General features: G+C 62.5%; 15 protein-coding genes. 9 read left to right on the forward strand and 6 right to left on the reverse strand.

From position 1 onward, the window contains the following. Positions 1-93: 93 nt before the first annotated feature. Positions 94-2244, forward strand: a complete 2151-nt coding sequence (locus tag JHL16_RS32070) for a transglycosylase domain-containing protein (protein ID WP_200188907.1) — start codon at positions 94-96, stop codon at positions 2242-2244. 31 nt (positions 2245-2275) lie between these two features. Here JHL16_RS32070 and JHL16_RS32075 read toward each other — a convergent pair whose 3' ends face one another. Continuing rightward, positions 2276-2641 (reverse strand): nuclear transport factor 2 family protein, encoded by a 366-nt coding sequence (locus tag JHL16_RS32075; protein WP_200188908.1) that lies wholly within the window; start codon positions 2639-2641, stop codon positions 2276-2278. Positions 2642-2824: 183 nt separating this feature from the next. Further along, on the reverse strand, positions 2825-3655 hold the full coding sequence (locus JHL16_RS32080) for a helix-turn-helix domain-containing protein (protein WP_200188909.1): 831 nt from the start codon (positions 3653-3655) through the stop codon (positions 2825-2827). A 167-nt stretch (positions 3656-3822) separates the two neighbouring features. Here JHL16_RS32080 and JHL16_RS32085 point away from each other — a divergent pair, with 167 nt between their 5' ends. Genes JHL16_RS32085 through JHL16_RS32095 form a run of 3 tightly spaced genes read left to right on the forward strand, consistent with a single transcriptional unit; the run spans position 3823 to position 7604 of the window. Next, positions 3823-4962 (forward strand): glycine cleavage T C-terminal barrel domain-containing protein, encoded by a 1140-nt coding sequence (locus JHL16_RS32085; RefSeq protein WP_200188910.1) that lies wholly within the window; start codon positions 3823-3825, stop codon positions 4960-4962. Beyond that, positions 4962-5966: an ornithine cyclodeaminase family protein gene (locus JHL16_RS32090; protein WP_200188911.1), complete on the forward strand. Its 1005-nt coding sequence runs from the start codon at positions 4962-4964 to the stop codon at positions 5964-5966. The genes JHL16_RS32085 and JHL16_RS32090 overlap by 1 nt, the downstream gene beginning before the upstream one ends. A gap of 33 nt (positions 5967-5999) precedes the next feature. After that, positions 6000-7604, forward strand: a complete 1605-nt coding sequence (locus tag JHL16_RS32095) for an ABC transporter substrate-binding protein (protein WP_246771228.1) — start codon at positions 6000-6002, stop codon at positions 7602-7604. Between the two features lie 19 nt (positions 7605-7623). On the opposite strand, the gene JHL16_RS32100 is transcribed toward JHL16_RS32095, so the two are convergent. Both JHL16_RS32100 and JHL16_RS32105 read right to left on the reverse strand, forming a co-directional pair. Continuing rightward, entirely contained in the window at positions 7624-8043 is a 420-nt protein-coding gene (locus tag JHL16_RS32100; protein ID WP_200188912.1) for an META domain-containing protein, read from the reverse strand. Between the two features lie 65 nt (positions 8044-8108). Next, entirely contained in the window at positions 8109-9026 is a 918-nt protein-coding gene (locus tag JHL16_RS32105) for a sugar phosphate isomerase/epimerase family protein (RefSeq protein ID WP_200188913.1), read from the reverse strand. Between the two features lie 162 nt (positions 9027-9188). Between JHL16_RS32105 and JHL16_RS32110 the strand changes: the two genes are divergently transcribed. The 5 genes from JHL16_RS32110 to JHL16_RS32130 all read left to right on the forward strand — a co-directional run bounded on the left by JHL16_RS32110 (position 9189) and on the right by JHL16_RS32130 (position 14129). Continuing rightward, complete coding sequence (locus JHL16_RS32110) at positions 9189-9557, forward strand: hypothetical protein (protein WP_200188914.1); 369 nt, start codon at positions 9189-9191, stop codon at positions 9555-9557. Positions 9558-9794: 237 nt separating this feature from the next. Continuing rightward, positions 9795-11132 carry an extracellular solute-binding protein gene (locus JHL16_RS32115; protein WP_200188915.1) on the forward strand — a complete coding sequence of 446 codons (1338 nt, stop codon included), beginning with the start codon at positions 9795-9797 and terminating at the stop codon, positions 11130-11132. 62 nt (positions 11133-11194) lie between these two features. After that, positions 11195-12079 (forward strand): ABC transporter permease subunit, encoded by an 885-nt coding sequence (locus JHL16_RS32120; protein ID WP_200188916.1) that lies wholly within the window; start codon positions 11195-11197, stop codon positions 12077-12079. Between the two features lie 10 nt (positions 12080-12089). Continuing rightward, positions 12090-12986 carry an ABC transporter permease subunit gene (locus tag JHL16_RS32125; protein WP_200188917.1) on the forward strand — a complete coding sequence of 299 codons (897 nt, stop codon included), beginning with the start codon at positions 12090-12092 and terminating at the stop codon, positions 12984-12986. A 9-nt stretch (positions 12987-12995) separates the two neighbouring features. Then, positions 12996-14129, forward strand: coding sequence for an ABC transporter ATP-binding protein (locus JHL16_RS32130; RefSeq protein ID WP_200188918.1), 1134 nt, complete (start codon positions 12996-12998; stop codon positions 14127-14129). Here JHL16_RS32130 and JHL16_RS32135 read toward each other — a convergent pair. Together JHL16_RS32135 and JHL16_RS32140 are read right to left on the reverse strand one after the other, a co-directional pair. Then, positions 14111-14860, reverse strand: a complete 750-nt coding sequence (locus JHL16_RS32135) for a YgjP-like metallopeptidase domain-containing protein (protein ID WP_200188919.1) — start codon at positions 14858-14860, stop codon at positions 14111-14113. The two genes, JHL16_RS32130 and JHL16_RS32135, sit on opposite strands and share 19 nt — an antisense overlap. Beyond that, the gene (locus tag JHL16_RS32140; protein WP_200188920.1) at positions 14857-16089 is read right to left on the reverse strand and encodes a polyhydroxyalkanoate depolymerase; all 1233 of its coding nucleotides are present in this window, start codon (positions 16087-16089) and stop codon (positions 14857-14859) included. The genes JHL16_RS32135 and JHL16_RS32140 overlap by 4 nt, the downstream gene beginning before the upstream one ends. Positions 16090-16260: the final 171 nt, after the last annotated feature.

Genomic DNA, 16260 nt, shown 5'->3' on the forward strand with positions numbered 1-16260 from the left:
TAAACGTCATTCGTAACCAGGCGCGGCATTTAGACGGGCTTAAGCCGGCTCGGCGATGCTGCCGGCTCTGATCTTTTAGGGCAACGATCGGCGATGAATTCAAACGGCAGGGGTGGGAATAAGCGCGGCCAACGGCAGGAGCGCCGGGAACCGTCGCTTTTCGGCGGCCGCCCGAGCGGTGGTGGCGGCAACCGCCAGGTTCCGCAGGGCCGTATCCCTAAGCGTCGGCGCCGTTCCGGATTTCGCATCTTCAGCCTGTTCCTCACCCTCGTCTTCTGGGGCATTTTCGCCGGCGCTGCCGGCTTCGGCTATCTGTGGCTGACCCTCGACCAGAAGGGCCTGTTCCAGATCCCGGCGCGCGAGCCCGGCATCATGGTGCTGGCGGCCGACGGCACGGTGCTCGCCGAGCGCGGCGCCTTCTTCGGTGACGATGTGCGTATCGCCGACCTGCCGGCCTATGTCCCGCAGGCGATCATCGCCATCGAAGACCGCCGCTTCCGCTCGCATTTCGGCGTCGATCCGCTCGGCCTCATCCGTGCCATGGTGGAGAACCTGCGCGCCGGACGCGTCGTCCAGGGCGGCTCGACGCTCACCCAGCAGCTCGCCAAGAATCTGTTTCTGAAGCCCGACAGGACCATGGGCCGCAAGGCGCAGGAAGCGGTGCTCGCCATCTGGCTCGAGACGCAGTTCACCAAGGACGAGATCCTGCAACTCTATATGAACCGCGTCTATTTCGGCGCCGGCGCCACCGGCATCGAAAAAGCGGCGCAGAAATATTTCGGCAAATCGGCGCGCGACGTGACGCTGGCCGAGGCCGCTATTCTCGCCGCCGTGCTGAAGGCGCCCTCCAACTACAACCCGATCGCCAATCCCGAGGCCGCCACCAAACGCGCCCATGAAGTGCTGAACGACATGGTCGATTCAGGCTTCATCGAGCCGGGCGATGCGCAAGTGGCGCTGACCGCGCCGGCGACGGTGAAGGCCTCCGACTATGTGCCTTCGACGCAGTATATCGTCGATTATGTCGGTGAGATCCTGCCGCAGCTGGTGCGCAATTACGACCAGTCGATCGTTGTTGAGACGACGATCAATCCCGAGATCCAGACGGTCGCCGAGCGCTCGCTGCGCAAGCGGCTCAATCAGGACGGGCCGAAATTCAACGTCTCGCAGGCGTCCTTCGTGATGCTCGACCCGACCGGCGCCATCATCTCGATGGTCGGCGGCAAGTCCTATGTCAAAAGCCAGTTCAACCGGGTGACCAAGGCGAAGCGCCAACCAGGCTCGGCCTTCAAGCCCTTCGTCTATCTGGCGGCGGTCGAGCAGGGTTACGGCCCGGATTCGGTCGAGGTCGACGAGCCGGTGCGTATCGGCGACTGGGAGCCCGAAAACTACAAGCGCGAATATATGGGACCGGTTACCTTGACCCGGGCGCTGGCGCTGTCGCTCAACACGATTGCGGCTAAGCTCGCCTTCAACGTGTCGCCGACCGCCGTCATCGCCACTGCGCATCGTCTCGGCATCACCTCCGATCTCGCCAACAACGCCTCGATCGCGCTCGGCACCTCGGAAGTGACGCTGCTCGAAATGGTCGCCGCCTTCACGCCCTTCGCCAATGGCGGCGCGCCGGTGCAGCCCTATATCGTCTCGCGCATCATGACGCGCGACGGCACACTTCTCTATCAGCGCTCGGGCGACGGGCTCGGTCAGGTCGTCTCCAATTACGATCTCGGCGCCATGAACCGCATGATGCGCGCCGTGGTCACGGAAGGTACCGGACGCAGCGCGCAGTTCGGCGACTATGAGATCGCCGGCAAGACCGGCACCAGCCAGGATTATCGCGACGCGTGGTTCATCGGCTACACGGCGCATTACATCGCCGGCGTGTGGGCCGGCAATGACGACAACTCGCCGACCAAGAAGATGACCGGCGGCTCGATCCCCGCCGCCATCTGGAAGGACGTGATGGCCGACGCTCATAATGGCCTTTCCAATCTGCCGCTGCCCGGCGACGACAATCCCTATAATGACGGGACCGGCGGCGCGGTGGCCTCCTATTCCGAAAATTACGATGCCGGCGCCGACGAAGAGTATCTGCCGCGCAAACGCGAAAGACGGCGCGGCTTCTTCGAAAGCCTGTTCGGCAGCTCGGATGACGAAGGCGACGAGGAATATGTGCCGAGGCAGCGCCAGCGCGACAGCGGCAATGCGGCGGAGCGGCTCAGAGAGCGCGGCAACAGCAAGTAGACGAGCCGGGCGTGCCTGCGGGACGAGGCTTCTACCGCAGCGGTGTGGTGTCGAAATATTCGCTCAGGCGTCGGATCTTGCCGTCGCGCAGCTCGAGTATGAGCATGAACGGGAAATCGAAGCGCCCGCCGCCGGTACGCTTGCGCGACAGGAACTCGCCCTCGACGCAGGCCGTCTGCGCATGCTCGACGGCGCTCGTGACCCGGATCGTAACGTCCTCGATTTTTCCCAGGCCCACGGAAACAGCATCGGAAATCTGCCGTGGGCCGACCAGCGGCTGAGGCTGCAGCGGATTGGTGAAGACACCATCATCGGCGAAAAGCGCGCCGATCGCCTCCGGCGCTGAGGCCTCCCACGCCACAAGAAACAAGCGGGCGCAATCAAGTGGCGTCGTCACGTCTGGCACTCCCGATGACGGAATCTAGCGATCAGCACGATCTTGCTCGAGTAAAGCGCTGTCCACGACCGATCCATCACCGTCAACCTAGCGGGTGGGACCGGGCGCCACCATTTCGCGAGCTCGAAAGCACCGCAGCGGATCGCAGTGCATGCGCGTCAGGTCGCTTCAGAGATCGAAAGATCAGAATGACTGCGCCAGCAGAAAATTGCGCGCCGAGTCGGCTCGATCGGTGATCCGGCTGCGAACCTCCTCGGGTATATCGGGGCTGTCGACCGGATAGAGGTGGCAGCGCGCGATCTCCTTGCGCAGATCGACATCCTTGCCGAGATACTGATAAGCGACGCGCGTCGAGAAGGGTTGGCGGGCGCCGCCGCTGGCGACGGTGACCATGATGCCGGTGAGGAACTGCAGCTGCCGGCGATGCGACGGATAGAGGATGGTGAACGACGCCAAGTCCTTGGAATTAGCTTCATATTCGACGAGATAGAGCCGGTCGACGATGTTCCTGACGACGCCGTTGAACTTCTGCGTGACTCTCATGGAACGGCTGCCGCCGGGAAGATACAGGCGCTGCACGCTCCTGGTCAGGCAGTTCGGCGCCTCGAAACGTATCGTGGTCAAGGACCGCACGATGTGATTGGACCAGACCGGCGAGCAGAAATAAGCCGCATAGGTTCCCTCATAGGCGGCGAGCGCGCCTTGCGATTCGGCATCCGCCATGTCGATCTGGGTGAGAAGCTGCTCGAGGAGCAAGGTCTCGCGCACCGGCGCGCGTTTGGGCCGGACCAGGCGAACGAACTCCTTGGGAGGAAGAGTGATCTCATATTCATCGACGCCGAAGAAGTCGGTGATGCGCTTGAGATTGTGCAGCGACGGCTCGGACTGGCCGCTCAGATACTTGTTGAACTGCTGCCGGTTCATGCCCAGGTTGCGGCAGACCTCGGCGACAGAATTGAAATGAGCGCAGAGATATCGGAGATTTTCGGCGAAGATTGCACTGCTGCGAGACATGGATCCGACCGTCAAGGTACCATCAGAGAGCGAGATTACGGCGCAATCCGCCGGCGACGAAACAATTTAGTTGACCGTCAGGTGCGCCTCGCCTAGCTTTTTCGCGCTCGAGTAAAGTTCTTTTTGTTGTCCACGATGCGATCTGCTGTGTGAAAGGCAGATCTATCGTGCTTCTTAGTGTACTCGACCAATCCCTGGAGAGATCTCCCTTCTTCGACTGCGCCAAGCGCGACGGCGCGGCGTCCTATATCGTCCTCAACCACATGTTCATGCCGTATCGTTACGGCGACCAGACCGAGGAATACTGGGCGCTGGTCAATGACGCGACACTCTGGGACGTCGCCGCTGAACGCCAGGTCGAAATTTCAGGCCCTGATGCGCGGCGTTTCGTCGACCTCCTGGTACCGCGTAGCCTGGAGCGCTGCGCCGTCGGACAGTGCCGCTATGTGGTGATTACCGACGCGGACGGCCATATCCTCAACGACCCGGTGCTCAACCGGCTGGAAGAGAACAAATACTGGCTGTCTGCCGCTGACAGCGATTTGCTCCTCTGGGCCAAAGGCGTGGCCTGCTTTGCCGGGATGGATGTCGCCATCACCGAGCCCGAGGCGGCGCCCATCCAGATCCAAGGCAACAAATCGCGCGACGTCATGATCCGCCTGCTCGGCGACAAGGTTGCGGACCTCAAATACTACCACCTGATGGAGGCCGAACTCGACGGCATGTCCTTGGTTGTGACCAGGACCGGCTGGAGCGGCGATCTCGGCTATGAAATCTATCTGCGCGACACAGCGCGCGCCGGCGATTTGTGGGAAAGGGTGAAACAAGCGGGCAAGCCCTCCAATCTGCGCGTCACTGGCCCCAACACCATACGCCGCGTGGAAGCCGGGATCATCGCGATGCGGTCGGACTTTCCCGCCGAGGCGACGCCCTTCCATGTCGGCCTCGAACACCTCGTCGATCTCGACAAGCCAGTGGACTTCATCGGCAAGACGGCGTTGCGCCGGATCGCCGCCGAAGGTGTGGCGTGGAAGCTCGTCGGCCTCGAATTCGACGAAAGCGCCACCGACGGCGAGGCGGCGAGCTTCGGCGGACGCGCCGTGAACCGGGACGGCGTGACCGTCGGAAGGACGACGGTCGTGGTCTATTCGCCCCGGCTCAAGCGCATGATCGGCTATGCCCGCATCGATGCCGCAGCAGCGACGCTCGGCATACGGCTCTCCGTCGAGGGCAAGACGGGACGGCAAGATGCGTGCGTCGCCAAACGTCCCTTCTTCGATGCCAAGAAGCAGGAGCCGAGGCGCTGATGTCCAAATCACAGACGCTCGACCTCCTGTTCCTCAACCGCCGCGACGTGGCGGCGCTGACACCGGCCATGCCGGAGGTGATGGACATCGTCGAAACCGGGTTGAAGGCCCATGGCCTGGGCGACGTCGTCCTGCCGCCCAAGGGCCACATCCATCTCGATGACCGGTATAATGGGCATTTCAACATTCTGATGGGCTATGCCGGGCCGATCGATACCGCCGGTGTGAAGGTCATTGGCGACTATGTCGACAACTACCGTCATGATCTGCCGTCCGAGATCGCGGTCCTGACCCTCTATGATCCGCAAACCGGGATTCCGATCTGCATCATGGACGCGACGGACTTGACCTGGCTGCGCACCGGAGCGGTCACCGGCATCGGCGCGCGCCGGCTGGCGCGGCCCGGCGCCAGGATCCTTGCCCATATCGGCGCGCGTGGCACCGCGGCGGCGAACATCCGGGCGATCGCCGAGACATATGATCTCGACGAAGTCCGCATCGCCAGCAAGCGGCGCGAGACGCGCGACGAGCTTGCGCGTCTCATCGAGGCGGAGCTTGGGGTCAAGGCGGTGAGCGCCGCGAGCATCGAGGAGGCGGTCGCCGATGCCGATATCGTCGTCGAGGCGACGCGGCTGGAGAAGCCGGAGATCCTGATCGGAGAATGCATGATCAAGCCGGGCGCGCTGCTGATCACCTATGGCTGGATCATGGCGGTGGACCCGGCGCTTCCGCTCACGGCCGACAAGATGATCGTCGACGACTGGCGCCAGTGCTGCGAGGGCGGAACGTTTCACACGCTCATCAAGGAAGGCCGCTTGCGGCGCGAGCATGTGCATGCCGAGATCGGAGAGATCGTGGCCGGCAAGCGTCCGGCGCGGCAAACGGATAACGAGCGAATCGTCTTCTGGCACCGGGGCTTCGCCGTCAGCGACATCGTGCTCGGCCGTCATCTCTATGACCGCGCCGTGGCGCGCGGCATCGGGCGCACCGTGCCGCTCTGGTAATTAAAGAAACAAAGGCTCAAGGAGGAAACAAGAATGAAGAACGATATCGGACTTCCGCTCCTGCGGGCGGATGAAATGAAGCCGGGACGGATGGACCGGCGCAGCTTCATGGGCGGGCTCAGCCTGCTCGGCCTGTCGGCCGCGGCAGGCTCGACCTTCCCGATGCCGGCGCGGGCCGAGGAGACGCCGAAGCCGGGCGGCCATCTGCGCTTCGCCATGGCGCATGGCGAGGCCGCCGACACGCTCGACCCGGCGCATGTGAACAACGGCTATGTGACGGTCGTTGCCTATGCGATCACCAACATGCTGACCGAAGTCGGCACCGACGGCGCGCTCGAGCCCAAGCTCGCCGAGAGCTGGGAAGCCTCGGAAGGCGCCACCAAATGGACCTTCAAGCTGCGCAAGGGCGTCGAGTTCCATAACGGCAAGAGCTTCACCGCGAAGGATGTCGTCGCTTCGATCAATCACCATCGCGGCGAGAAGTCGACCTCCTCGGTCAAACCGATCGTCGATCCCATGACCTCGGTCGAAGCCGACGGCGACCATGTCGTCGTGATCAGGCTCAGATCCGGCGACGCCGACATTCCGTTCAAACTGTCAACCTTCAGCTTCGGCATGTATCCGGGAAAGGATGACGGGACGATCGATTGGCAATCCGGCATCGGCACCGGTGCCTATCGGCTGAAATCGTTCAGGCCCGGCGAACGGACCGAGCTGGAGAAGAACCGGAATTTCTGGCAGGCGGGCCGCGGTCATTTCGGCAGCGGCGAGCTGCTGTCGATACAGGACACGGCGGCGCGCCAGAACGCGCTTCTGACCAATGAGGTGGACGGCATCGACCGTCTCGATCTCAAGACCGTCAACCGGCTGAAGCAGGCCGCCGGCATCAAGGTCGAGGAAGTGCGCGGCAAGCTCCATTACACATTTCCGATGCTCACCAATGTCGCGCCCTTCAACGACAACAATGTGCGCCTGGCGCTCAAATACGCGATCGATCGCGAGGCGCTGCTCAAGACCATCCTCTTCGGACACGGCACGGTCGGCAACGACCATCCGCTCACCCCGGCCTATCCCTTCTTCGCCACCGACATCGAGCAGCGGGTTTACGATCCGGACAAGGCCAAATATCATCTCAAACAGGCCGGCCTCTCCGCACTCGCCGTCAATCTGAGCGCGGCCAATGCGGCGTTCACCGGAGCCGTCGATACCGCCGTACTCTACGCGGAACAGGCCAAGAAGGCGGGCATCTCGATCACTGTCGTTCAGGAGCCCAATGACGGCTACTGGACGAATATCTGGCAGAAGCGCTCATGGTGCGCCGCTTATTGGTTCGGCACGCCGACGCCGGACGATATCCTGACACAGGCCTATTCAGCCGGCGCAAGCTGGAACGATAGCGCCTGGAACAACGAGAAATTCAACAAGATCCTGGTCGCGGCGCGCTCCGAGCTCGATGCCGGCAAGCGCGCCGGCATGTACCGCGAACTGCAGCTCCTGGTCCGCGACGAGGGCGGTGTCGTCATTCCGCTTTTCGCCAATGACGTCTTCGCCACCAGCACCAAGGTCAGGCACGGCAGGCTGGCCGACAATTACGAATGCGACGGCCGCATGTTCTTCGACCGCTGGTGGTTCGGCTAGCGCGAATCTATCGCGCGCCTCACATCCGGATCAGCCGCAAGACGGTGACGCCATGCGCATCCACCAGGATGAGCTTGTCGCGTTGCTCGTCGATCCGCCACAGGCGCGCCTCGCCAAGCGCCGACAGGAAGTCGTGCTCCTGATTCAGGATCTCGGGCGCGCAGGCCATCTTGGTCGAGATCATGGGACTGAAACTGACGCGGGCCTCGTCGATCGTCATGCCGCCGCTGATCCGGTTGCAACCACCGCTGCCGGTTACCCTTCCATCGGCGGCGATATCGATCACCGTCCGAACATTCGAGATCACCCCGCGACGGCGAATCGATTCCGCATGCCAGCGGCCGATGAGTGCTTTGGGAAAGGCGCCGGCGAGCGACATGTCGGGCAAGGCCACCGCCGCCATGGCGAGGCCCATGAACCTCCGCCGTGCGAGTTTCACGTTGTTTCTCCTCATGTCCCGGCAGAACACTACCTCATCGCCGGGCGAGGAACGCAAGCAATTTGTTACGCCGCCTCGGCCTCAGCGCCGATACGGGCCATGCCGGCGAGCCGCTTGGTCGCGGCGACCGTCTCCCGCGCTGCATACCAGTAACGCGGCTTGAGCTCGATATTGAACAGAACATCGGCCGGGAAAGCGCATTCCGCCATCAGCATCTCCCAGGGGATATCGCCCCATCCGACCGGCAGATGCAGATCGCCATGGCCATAGGCGACACGCTCTCCTTCGGTGAACATCCAGATGTCGTCCTGGCGGCCGAAGCTGTCATGCACATGGAGATGCCTGGCGAAGGGCGCCAGAGCGGCGACCTCGTCGACGAAGTCGTCGCGGCGGCCGAGGAAATCCAGATTGAGATGGGCATGGCTGAAATCGAGCGTGGCCATGACATTCGGATGGCCGATCATCGCCAGCTCGGCGGCGAGCCGCGACGGCGTCGATGCCAGCTGCCTGCCCTCATAGCCGCCGAATAATGTCTCGACGCACAAGGTCAGGCCCAGATCACGGGCGAGGTCGCCACCTTTGGCCAGCCAGTCGCGCTGGCGCTCATATCCCGCCGCCACACCTTCGGCCTGCTGCTGCGGCATCAGGCCCGCATGGATCACATAATTCTCGGCGCCGACTTCCGCCGATATTTCGAGCGAGGCCTTCAGCACCTCGAAATGGCGTGGCAGGCGCCAGGCTTCGTCCATGAAGTTGATGGCGAGCGGCCCATGCACCGAATAATCGACACCCCGGCCGGCGCAGGCAGTCTTCAGCATCGCGAGCTGAGCCTGACGGATCTTGCCGCCGACGACGATGTCCATGTCGTAGATCGGCAGCTCGATCGCATCGACGCCCAGCTCCTCGATCATGTCGAGCTCGGCGCCGAAATCCGAGAGATCGTCCAGGCGCTTATGGGCGGATATGCCGGTGCGGGGCTGCATTCTCGATGACTCCTCGATGCGGAAGGAAATGAATGCCGCGAATGTCGTGGTGGTGCATGACAGCGATTTGATCGTCCCTTGACGGTTGCGCGACGCCGCCCTCGACATTTTCACGCCAATGCCATTGAATCTTAGCGTGATTGTCACAAAAGGATGATTCGCGTGCTCGTGAGGCTTGGCGCCGCCGCTTTGCTGTTCGTCGCAACACCGGGAACCGCCGGCGCCGGCGAATTGACCGGCCGTGAGATCGAAGCCGAGCTCGTCGGGCGGCAGATCCTGTGGTGGCAGGCGGATGGCTGGCAGAACGGCACTCTGACGCTCGGCGCCAGCGGCGTTGCCGACATAACGATTGCCGGCCCCGGCGCCAAGAGTCACGATGAAGGCACCTGGGAGCTTCGCGACGGCACCTTGTGCACCAAGTGGCGGATGCTGCGCGCGCAGGAGAAGTGCTATCGGCTGACGCGCGACAATAGCCGCCGCTTCCTCACCAGCGGCGGCAACATCTTCGAGATTCAGGAAGCCGGCGTCTGAGCGTCACTAGGCTGTGCATCGTCATTCGACTGTCACGGCCAAACGACGAAACTGTCATGTCCTCAAACTAGGCAGGTCCAACGGGCCCCTGAGCCCTTGCGACCAGAGCGCTTCCCGCCAAAGTTGCTCGACTTTGGCGACAAGGAAGCGCTCCAGATTAGGTGTTTTTCGAGCCCTTTTACCCACTTTGATCGAAACTTTTCGTTTCGATCAAAGTGGGCAGGGCTCTATGGGGAGATGACGATGAAACGATCGATACTTGTCGCCGCCATGACCATGACGACGCTCGCCGGCGCCGCCGCGCAGGAGCGTACCAAATTCGAATTCTGGTATGGATTGACCGGCGACCTCGGCGAAGTGGTGGCCAATCACTGCAAGCTCTTCAACGAATCGCAGACCAAATATGAGGCCGTGTGCACCGGCCAGGGCGGCTATGACAAGGCCGAGCAGAACACCATCGCCGCCTATCGCGCCAAGCAGCAGCCGACCATCGTTCAGATCTATGACGCCGGCACGCTCAATTTCATGCTCTCGGGCGCCATCTACAAAGCCAACCAGTTCGACAAGGATTACGGCCTGAATGTCGACTGGAAGAGCTACTTCCCCGGCATCGCCAATTATTATGCGACGGCCGGCGGCGAAATGTGGTCCTTCCCCTATAACTCATCGACCGCAGTCTTCTACTGGAACAAGGACGCCTGGGCGAAGATCGGAAAAAACGAGGCGCCGAAGACCTGGGCCGAGTTCGCGGACGATCTCAAGGCGTTGAAAGCGGCGGGCGTCGAATGCGGGTTCGCGCTCGATGGCGATACCTGGATGAATCTCGAGCAATTCTCCGCCACCAACAACATTCCCATCGCCACGCAGGACAACGGCTATGGCGGCCTCAGCGCCGAGCTCGTCTTCAACAAGACGGCCTATGTCGACCACATGAAGAACTACAAGGCCTGGCTCGATGCCGGCTATGCGCGCATCCAGACGACGCAGGTCGGCAAGAACCTCGTTCAGGCCTTCGCTGACGGCAGCTGCGCCTCGACCATCACCTCGATCGCCAACCACGGCACGGTGAAGAACACGCAAGTTCCCGATCTGAAGTGGGACGTCGCGATGATCCCGGTGCTCGACGCCGCCAAGCGCACCAACTCGCTGGTCGGCGGCGCCTCGCTCTGGGTCATGCAAGGCAAGTCCAAGGAAGAGTACGAAGCGGCGGCCGCGTTCCTCAAATATGTCACCTCGCCCGAGACCGGCGAGAAATACATCGTCAAGAACACCGGCTATATTCCGGTGACGGTCAAGGGCTTCGAGCTCCTGAAGTCGGAAGGCTTCTACCAGGATCCGAAAATGGCCGGCCGCGAGGTCGCCATCGCCTCGCTGACCGCCTCGGCCGTCGGCCCCAATTCGCGCGGCATCCGCCTCGGCAACTTCACCTCGATCCGCTCCGAGCTGCGTTCGGAACTGGAGGCGGTGTTCACCGGCCAGAAGGACGTACAGGCCGGGCTCGATGCCGCCGTCGAACGTGGCGACCAGATCCTGCGCCGCTACGAGCAGACCTATAAGGGCGCGGCGCTGCCCTGATCAACATGATCGTCGGGCCGGCCGGATGACATTGCCGGCCGGCCCCGACAATCGAGCCCCACATGGAAAAGCGCGCGACATTCTCCAATCTCTGGCTCGCCGCGGCCTTCATCGCGCCGCAGATGCTGCTGGTCTTCGTGTTCTTCTACTGGCCGACGGGCGAAGCCCTCTATTGGGCGGTGACGCTCGAGCCACCCTTCGGCGGGTCGAATGAATGGGTCGGCTGGCTCAATTTCGAGACCGTCTTCAGCGATCCCAAATATTGGAACTCGGTGCGCATCTCGATCGCCTTCGCCGGCCTTGCGACGGTGCTCTCGCTCGTCATCGCCGCGATGCTCGCTCTGTTCGTCGACCGGCGCCTGCCGGGGCATCAGCTCTATAAATTCACCTTCTTCCTACCCTATGCGCTCGCCGCGCCCAGCGTCGGACTCGCCTTCCGCTTCATCTTCTCACCCGATGCGGGTTTCGTTTCCGCCATCAACCGGGTCTGGCCAAACTTATGGAATCCGGCCCTCGACGGCTGGGACGCCTTCCTGCTGATCGTCTTCGCGCAGAGCTGGAAGATGGTCGGCTACAACTTCATCTTCTTCCTCGCCGCCCTGCAGTCGATCCCACGCAGCGTCACGGAAGCCGGCGCCATGGATGGCGCCTCGGTACTCCGGCGCATGTGGGACATCCAGCTGCCGCTGATCGCCCCGACCTTGTTCTTTCTGGTCATCATCAACATCACCGACAGCTTCGTCGACAGCTTCGGCATCGTCGATGTGACGACCTCCGGCGGGCCGGCACGGGCCACCGATCTGATGGTCTACAAGATCTATTTCGACGGTTTCGAGGGCAAGGACTACTCGCTCGCCGCGGCGCAGTCGATCGTGCTCATGCTCCTGATCATCGCCTTGACCTTCATCCAGTTCCGCTTCGTCGAGCGGCGCATTCACTATTCATGAGGGCCGGCCGGTGATCGAACGCACGCCGCTTCTCGACCTCTTCACCCATCTGCTCCTGCTCGCCTCCTTCGTGGCGTTGCTGATCCCGTTCTGGATCGTCTTCGTGGCGGCGAGCCATGACTTCCACACCGTCAATCAGGTGCCGATGCCGCTCTGGCCGGGCGACAGCTTCTTCGAGAATATGGCGGTCGCCTGGGAACGCGGCAATTTCGGCCGCGTGATGCTCAACTCGCTCATCGTGGCCGGCGGCGTCACGCTCGGCAAGATTGTCCTCGCCGCGCTCTCGGCTTTCTCAATCGTCTATTTCAAATACCGCCTGCGCATGGTGATGTTCTGGCTGATCTTCATCACACTGATGCTGCCGCTCGAAGTGCGCATCGTGCCGACCTATGCGGTGGCCGCCGATGCCTTGCGGCCCTTCCAGTCGATGATCGACCTGTTTGGCATCGGCATAAATCTTCCCGAGTGGAATCTCCTCAACTCCTATTCCGGCCTGATCCTGCCGCTCGTCGCCACCGCCACCGGCACCTTCCTTTACCGGCAGTTCTTCCTCACCGTGCCGGATGAGCTCGCCGAGGCGGCCAAGATGGACGGTGCCGGCGCCGTCAGGTTCTTTCTGGAAGTCCTGCTGCCGCTATCACGGACCAACATGGCGGCCTTGGCGACGATCATGTTCGTGTGGTCGTGGAACCAGTATCTCTGGCCGTTGCTCGTCGTCACCGATCACCAGAATTTCGCGACCGCGACCATGCAGCTCCAGAAGCTCATCCCGGGTCCGCTGTTCGGCGAGCCGCCGGTGTGGAACATCGCCATGGCCGCCAATCTGATCGTTCTCGCACCGCCGGTGCTGGTGACCATCCTGCTGCAGCGCTGGTTCGTGCGCGGCCTGATGGTCACGGAAAAATAGGGGGCGCCCATGCCCAAGGTCACGCTCACCAATCTGCGCAAGAGCTACGGCCGCAATGAGGTCGTCCATGGCGTTTCGCTCACCATCGAGCATGGCGAGTTCATCGTTCTCCTCGGCCCCTCGGGCTGCGGAAAATCGACCCTGCTGCGCATGGTGGCGGGCCTCGAAGGCATCACCGCAGGTGAGATCGCAATTGGCCCGACGGTCGTCAACAAGCTCGAGCCGCGCGAACGCGGCTGCGCCATGGTCTTCCAGAACTATGCGCTTTATCCGCATATGACGGTCAGACAGAATATCGGTTATTCGCTGAAGGTCGCCGGCATGTCGCGCGCCGAGCGCACGGTGAAGGTGGAAGAAGTGGCGGGCACGCTCGGCCTTTCGGATTTCCTCGACCGCAAGCCGAGCCAGCTCTCGGGCGGCCAGCGCCAGCGCGTCGCCATGGGGCGCGCCATGATCCGCGAGCCCAAGATCTTCCTCTATGACGAACCGCTTTCCAATCTCGATGCGCAATTGCGCGTCGCCATGCGGGTCGAGATCCGCAAGCTGCATCAACGCCTCGGCACCACCACCCTGTTCGTCACCCATGATCAGGTCGAGGCGATGACGCTCGCCGACCGCATCGTCATCATGAACAAGGGCAATATCGAGCAAGTGGGCAAACCGGCCGAGGTCTATCACCGGCCCGCCACCACCTATGTCGCGCGCTTCATCGGCAATCCCGGCATGAACCTGCTGCCGGCGGTGGCCGATCCCGGCACCGGGATCGTGCGGCTGGCGGATGGACAGGTGCTGGCCTATGACAAGAGCCGGTGGCGCGACATCGCGCCCGGCGAGATCACGGTCGGCTTCCGCGCCGAGGTGGCACGACTTGCGCCCGGAGGTTTTTCCGCCCGCTACGATTTCGCGGAAGAGCTGGGCTCAGCACAGCTGCTGCATGGCACCGTCGCCGGAAAGTCCGTGACGGTGCAATCGGTCGGAAATACCGGCTTGCGACCCGGCGATCCCCTGCCCTTCGCCATCGCTCCCCACGAGCTGCATTTGTTTGCGGCAAGCGGTCAGCGCTTCGCTGAGCAGGGCCGTGTCGAGACACCGGCAAGGTCCTTCACGCCCGCGCCGGCGCCGACCTACTTGCCCGTCGCGTAGCTGTGCAGCTCGGCGCCATGCTGCTTGAGCCAGGTCTTGGCGCGCGCGGCATTGGGGCAATGAGTGAGCACCAGCCGCCAGAATTGCCGTCCATGATTCATATGCTTGAGATGCGCCACTTCATGCGCGGCCACATAATCGAGCACGAAAGGCGGCGCCAGCACCAGGCGCCACGAATAGGACAGCGTGCCGTCGGACGAGCATGAGCCCCAGCGGCTCTTCTGATCGCGCACGACGACCCGGTGGAATTTGGCGTCCATGGCCCTTGCATAGGCCTCGCTCGCTTTGACGAGATCGTGACGCGCCTCCACTTTCAGCCAGTCGACGAGGCGCCGTTCGAGATGCGCCGCATCGCCGGATATCTGGATCGTGCCGCTCTGCATCGTCACCGCGCCGCGCCGGCTTCCTGTCGCCACGATGCGAAATTGCTCGCCGCGCAACAGAATGGTGGCACCTGCCTCGACCGGCCGTTTGGCGGGCTCCGTGGCGAGGCGATCGGCGATCCATTGCGATGAACGTTTGGCGAAATCGAGCCCTTCCTTACGCCCGACACGCGGCGGCAAGGTGACGATAACGCCGGAGCGGTCACGCGACAGGCGCAGAACCAGACGGCGCGCCTTGGCATGGCGCCTGAACGTGACGGAGATGGATTTGTCTTCGATGGCGAGTTGCGCCGGCTCGATCGTCTTCGGTCGCTTGACCAATCCCAATGCTTCGAGGAACCGGCTCACGCCTGCTTGTGCATGAAGTCGACGATACGCGGCACGGCATCGGCGCGGAAGCGCGAGCCGTTGAACACGCCGTAATGGCCGACGCCCTTCTGCAGGAGATGCAGCTTCTTTTCAGCCGGCAGCGACGCGCAGAGATCATGCGCCGCTTCGGTCTGGCCGACGCCCGATATGTCGTCGCGCTCACCCTCGATCGTCATCAGCGCCGTTTTTTTGATCAAGCCCGGCTCGATCTTCTCGCCGCGATGGCGGAAGATACCGCGCGGCAGCTCGTGATTGACGAAGACCTTCTCGACCGTCTGCAGATAGAATTCAGCGGTGAGGTCCATCACCGAGAGATATTCGTCGTAGAAATCGGTGTGTTTCTCGGCCGCGTCGCCGTCGCCCTCGATCAGGTGCCAGAACAATTCGCGATGAGCGCTCATATGGCGGTCGAGATTCATGGTCATGAATCCGGTGAGCTGCAGGAAGCCCGGATAGACGTCGCGCATGGCGCCGGGATGCGGGAACGGCACCTTCACCACGGCGTTCTTGCGGAACCAGTCGACGCCGCGCGCCACCGCCAGCCGGTTGACGACGGTCGGGTTGCGCCTTGTGTCGATCGGGCCGCCCATCAGGATCATGGATTTCGGCTGGTTGGGGTCCTTGCGCTTCGCCATCGAGGCGATGGCCGCGAGCACCGGCACGGAAGGCTGGCACACCGCCATCACATGAGTGTCAGGGCCGAGGAAAGTGAGCATCTCGACGACATAATCGATGTAGTCATCGAGATCGAAGTCACCACTCGCCAGCGGCACCTGGCGGGCATCGACCCAGTCGGTGATGTAAACATCGGCATGCGGCAGCATCGCTTCGACCGTGCCGCGCAGCAGCGTCGCATAGTGGCCCGACATCGGCGCCACGATGAGGAGCTTCGGCTGCTTGACCTTGGATTTTTCGTCGGCCCAGGCTTTGGAGAAATGCAGGAGCGAGCAGAAGGTCTTGTCGAAGACGCGCTCCTCGACGATGGGAACCTCGTCGCCGGCGACGACCGTGAAGTCGAGACCGAAGCCCGGCTTGCCGTAACGCCGCGTGGCCCGCTCGAAAAGGTCGAGCGAGGCCGACATGGAGCGGCCCATATAGGTCTGGGCGAAGGGATTGACGGGGTTCTTCCAGAAGAAGTTCGCCGCATCCGCCGCTGCCCGCCAGGGGGCAATGGCGGCGTGATTCATCTCATAGAGATAATAGAGCAATTCCCAACTTCCTTGTGGGTAAGGGTGCGGCGCAACATGTCAGCACGTTAACAAGGCCTTCTGCGCCGGGCAACCCGACCAACATCCTAGAGCCATGCAAAAAACGAGTAGCCGACGGAGAGGCAAGATTCAGGATAACACGCTGAAATTAATGAAACTTTCCTAACAAGA

The organism is Taklimakanibacter albus (genome assembly GCF_016595235.1).
Lineage (GTDB): Bacteria > Pseudomonadota > Alphaproteobacteria > Rhizobiales > Aestuariivirgaceae > Taklimakanibacter > Taklimakanibacter albus.

What these genes read in the sequence shown, in the direction of transcription:
- JHL16_RS32115 (WP_200188915.1), top strand. Translation starts at nt 9,795, where the DNA reads ATGACGATGAAACGATCGATACTTGTCGCCGCCATGACCATGACGACG.
- JHL16_RS32070 (WP_200188907.1), top strand. Translation starts at nt 94, where the DNA reads ATGAATTCAAACGGCAGGGGTGGGAATAAGCGCGGCCAACGGCAGGAG.
- JHL16_RS32120 (WP_200188916.1), top strand. Translation starts at nt 11,195, where the DNA reads ATGGAAAAGCGCGCGACATTCTCCAATCTCTGGCTCGCCGCGGCCTTC.
- JHL16_RS32095 (WP_246771228.1), top strand. Translation starts at nt 6,000, where the DNA reads ATGAAGAACGATATCGGACTTCCGCTCCTGCGGGCGGATGAAATGAAG.
- JHL16_RS32080 (WP_200188909.1), bottom strand. Translation starts at nt 3,655, where the DNA reads ATGTCTCGCAGCAGTGCAATCTTCGCCGAAAATCTCCGATATCTCTGC.
- JHL16_RS32130 (WP_200188918.1), top strand. Translation starts at nt 12,996, where the DNA reads ATGCCCAAGGTCACGCTCACCAATCTGCGCAAGAGCTACGGCCGCAAT.
- JHL16_RS32105 (WP_200188913.1), bottom strand. Translation starts at nt 9,026, where the DNA reads ATGCAGCCCCGCACCGGCATATCCGCCCATAAGCGCCTGGACGATCTC.
- JHL16_RS32090 (WP_200188911.1), top strand. Translation starts at nt 4,962, where the DNA reads ATGTCCAAATCACAGACGCTCGACCTCCTGTTCCTCAACCGCCGCGAC.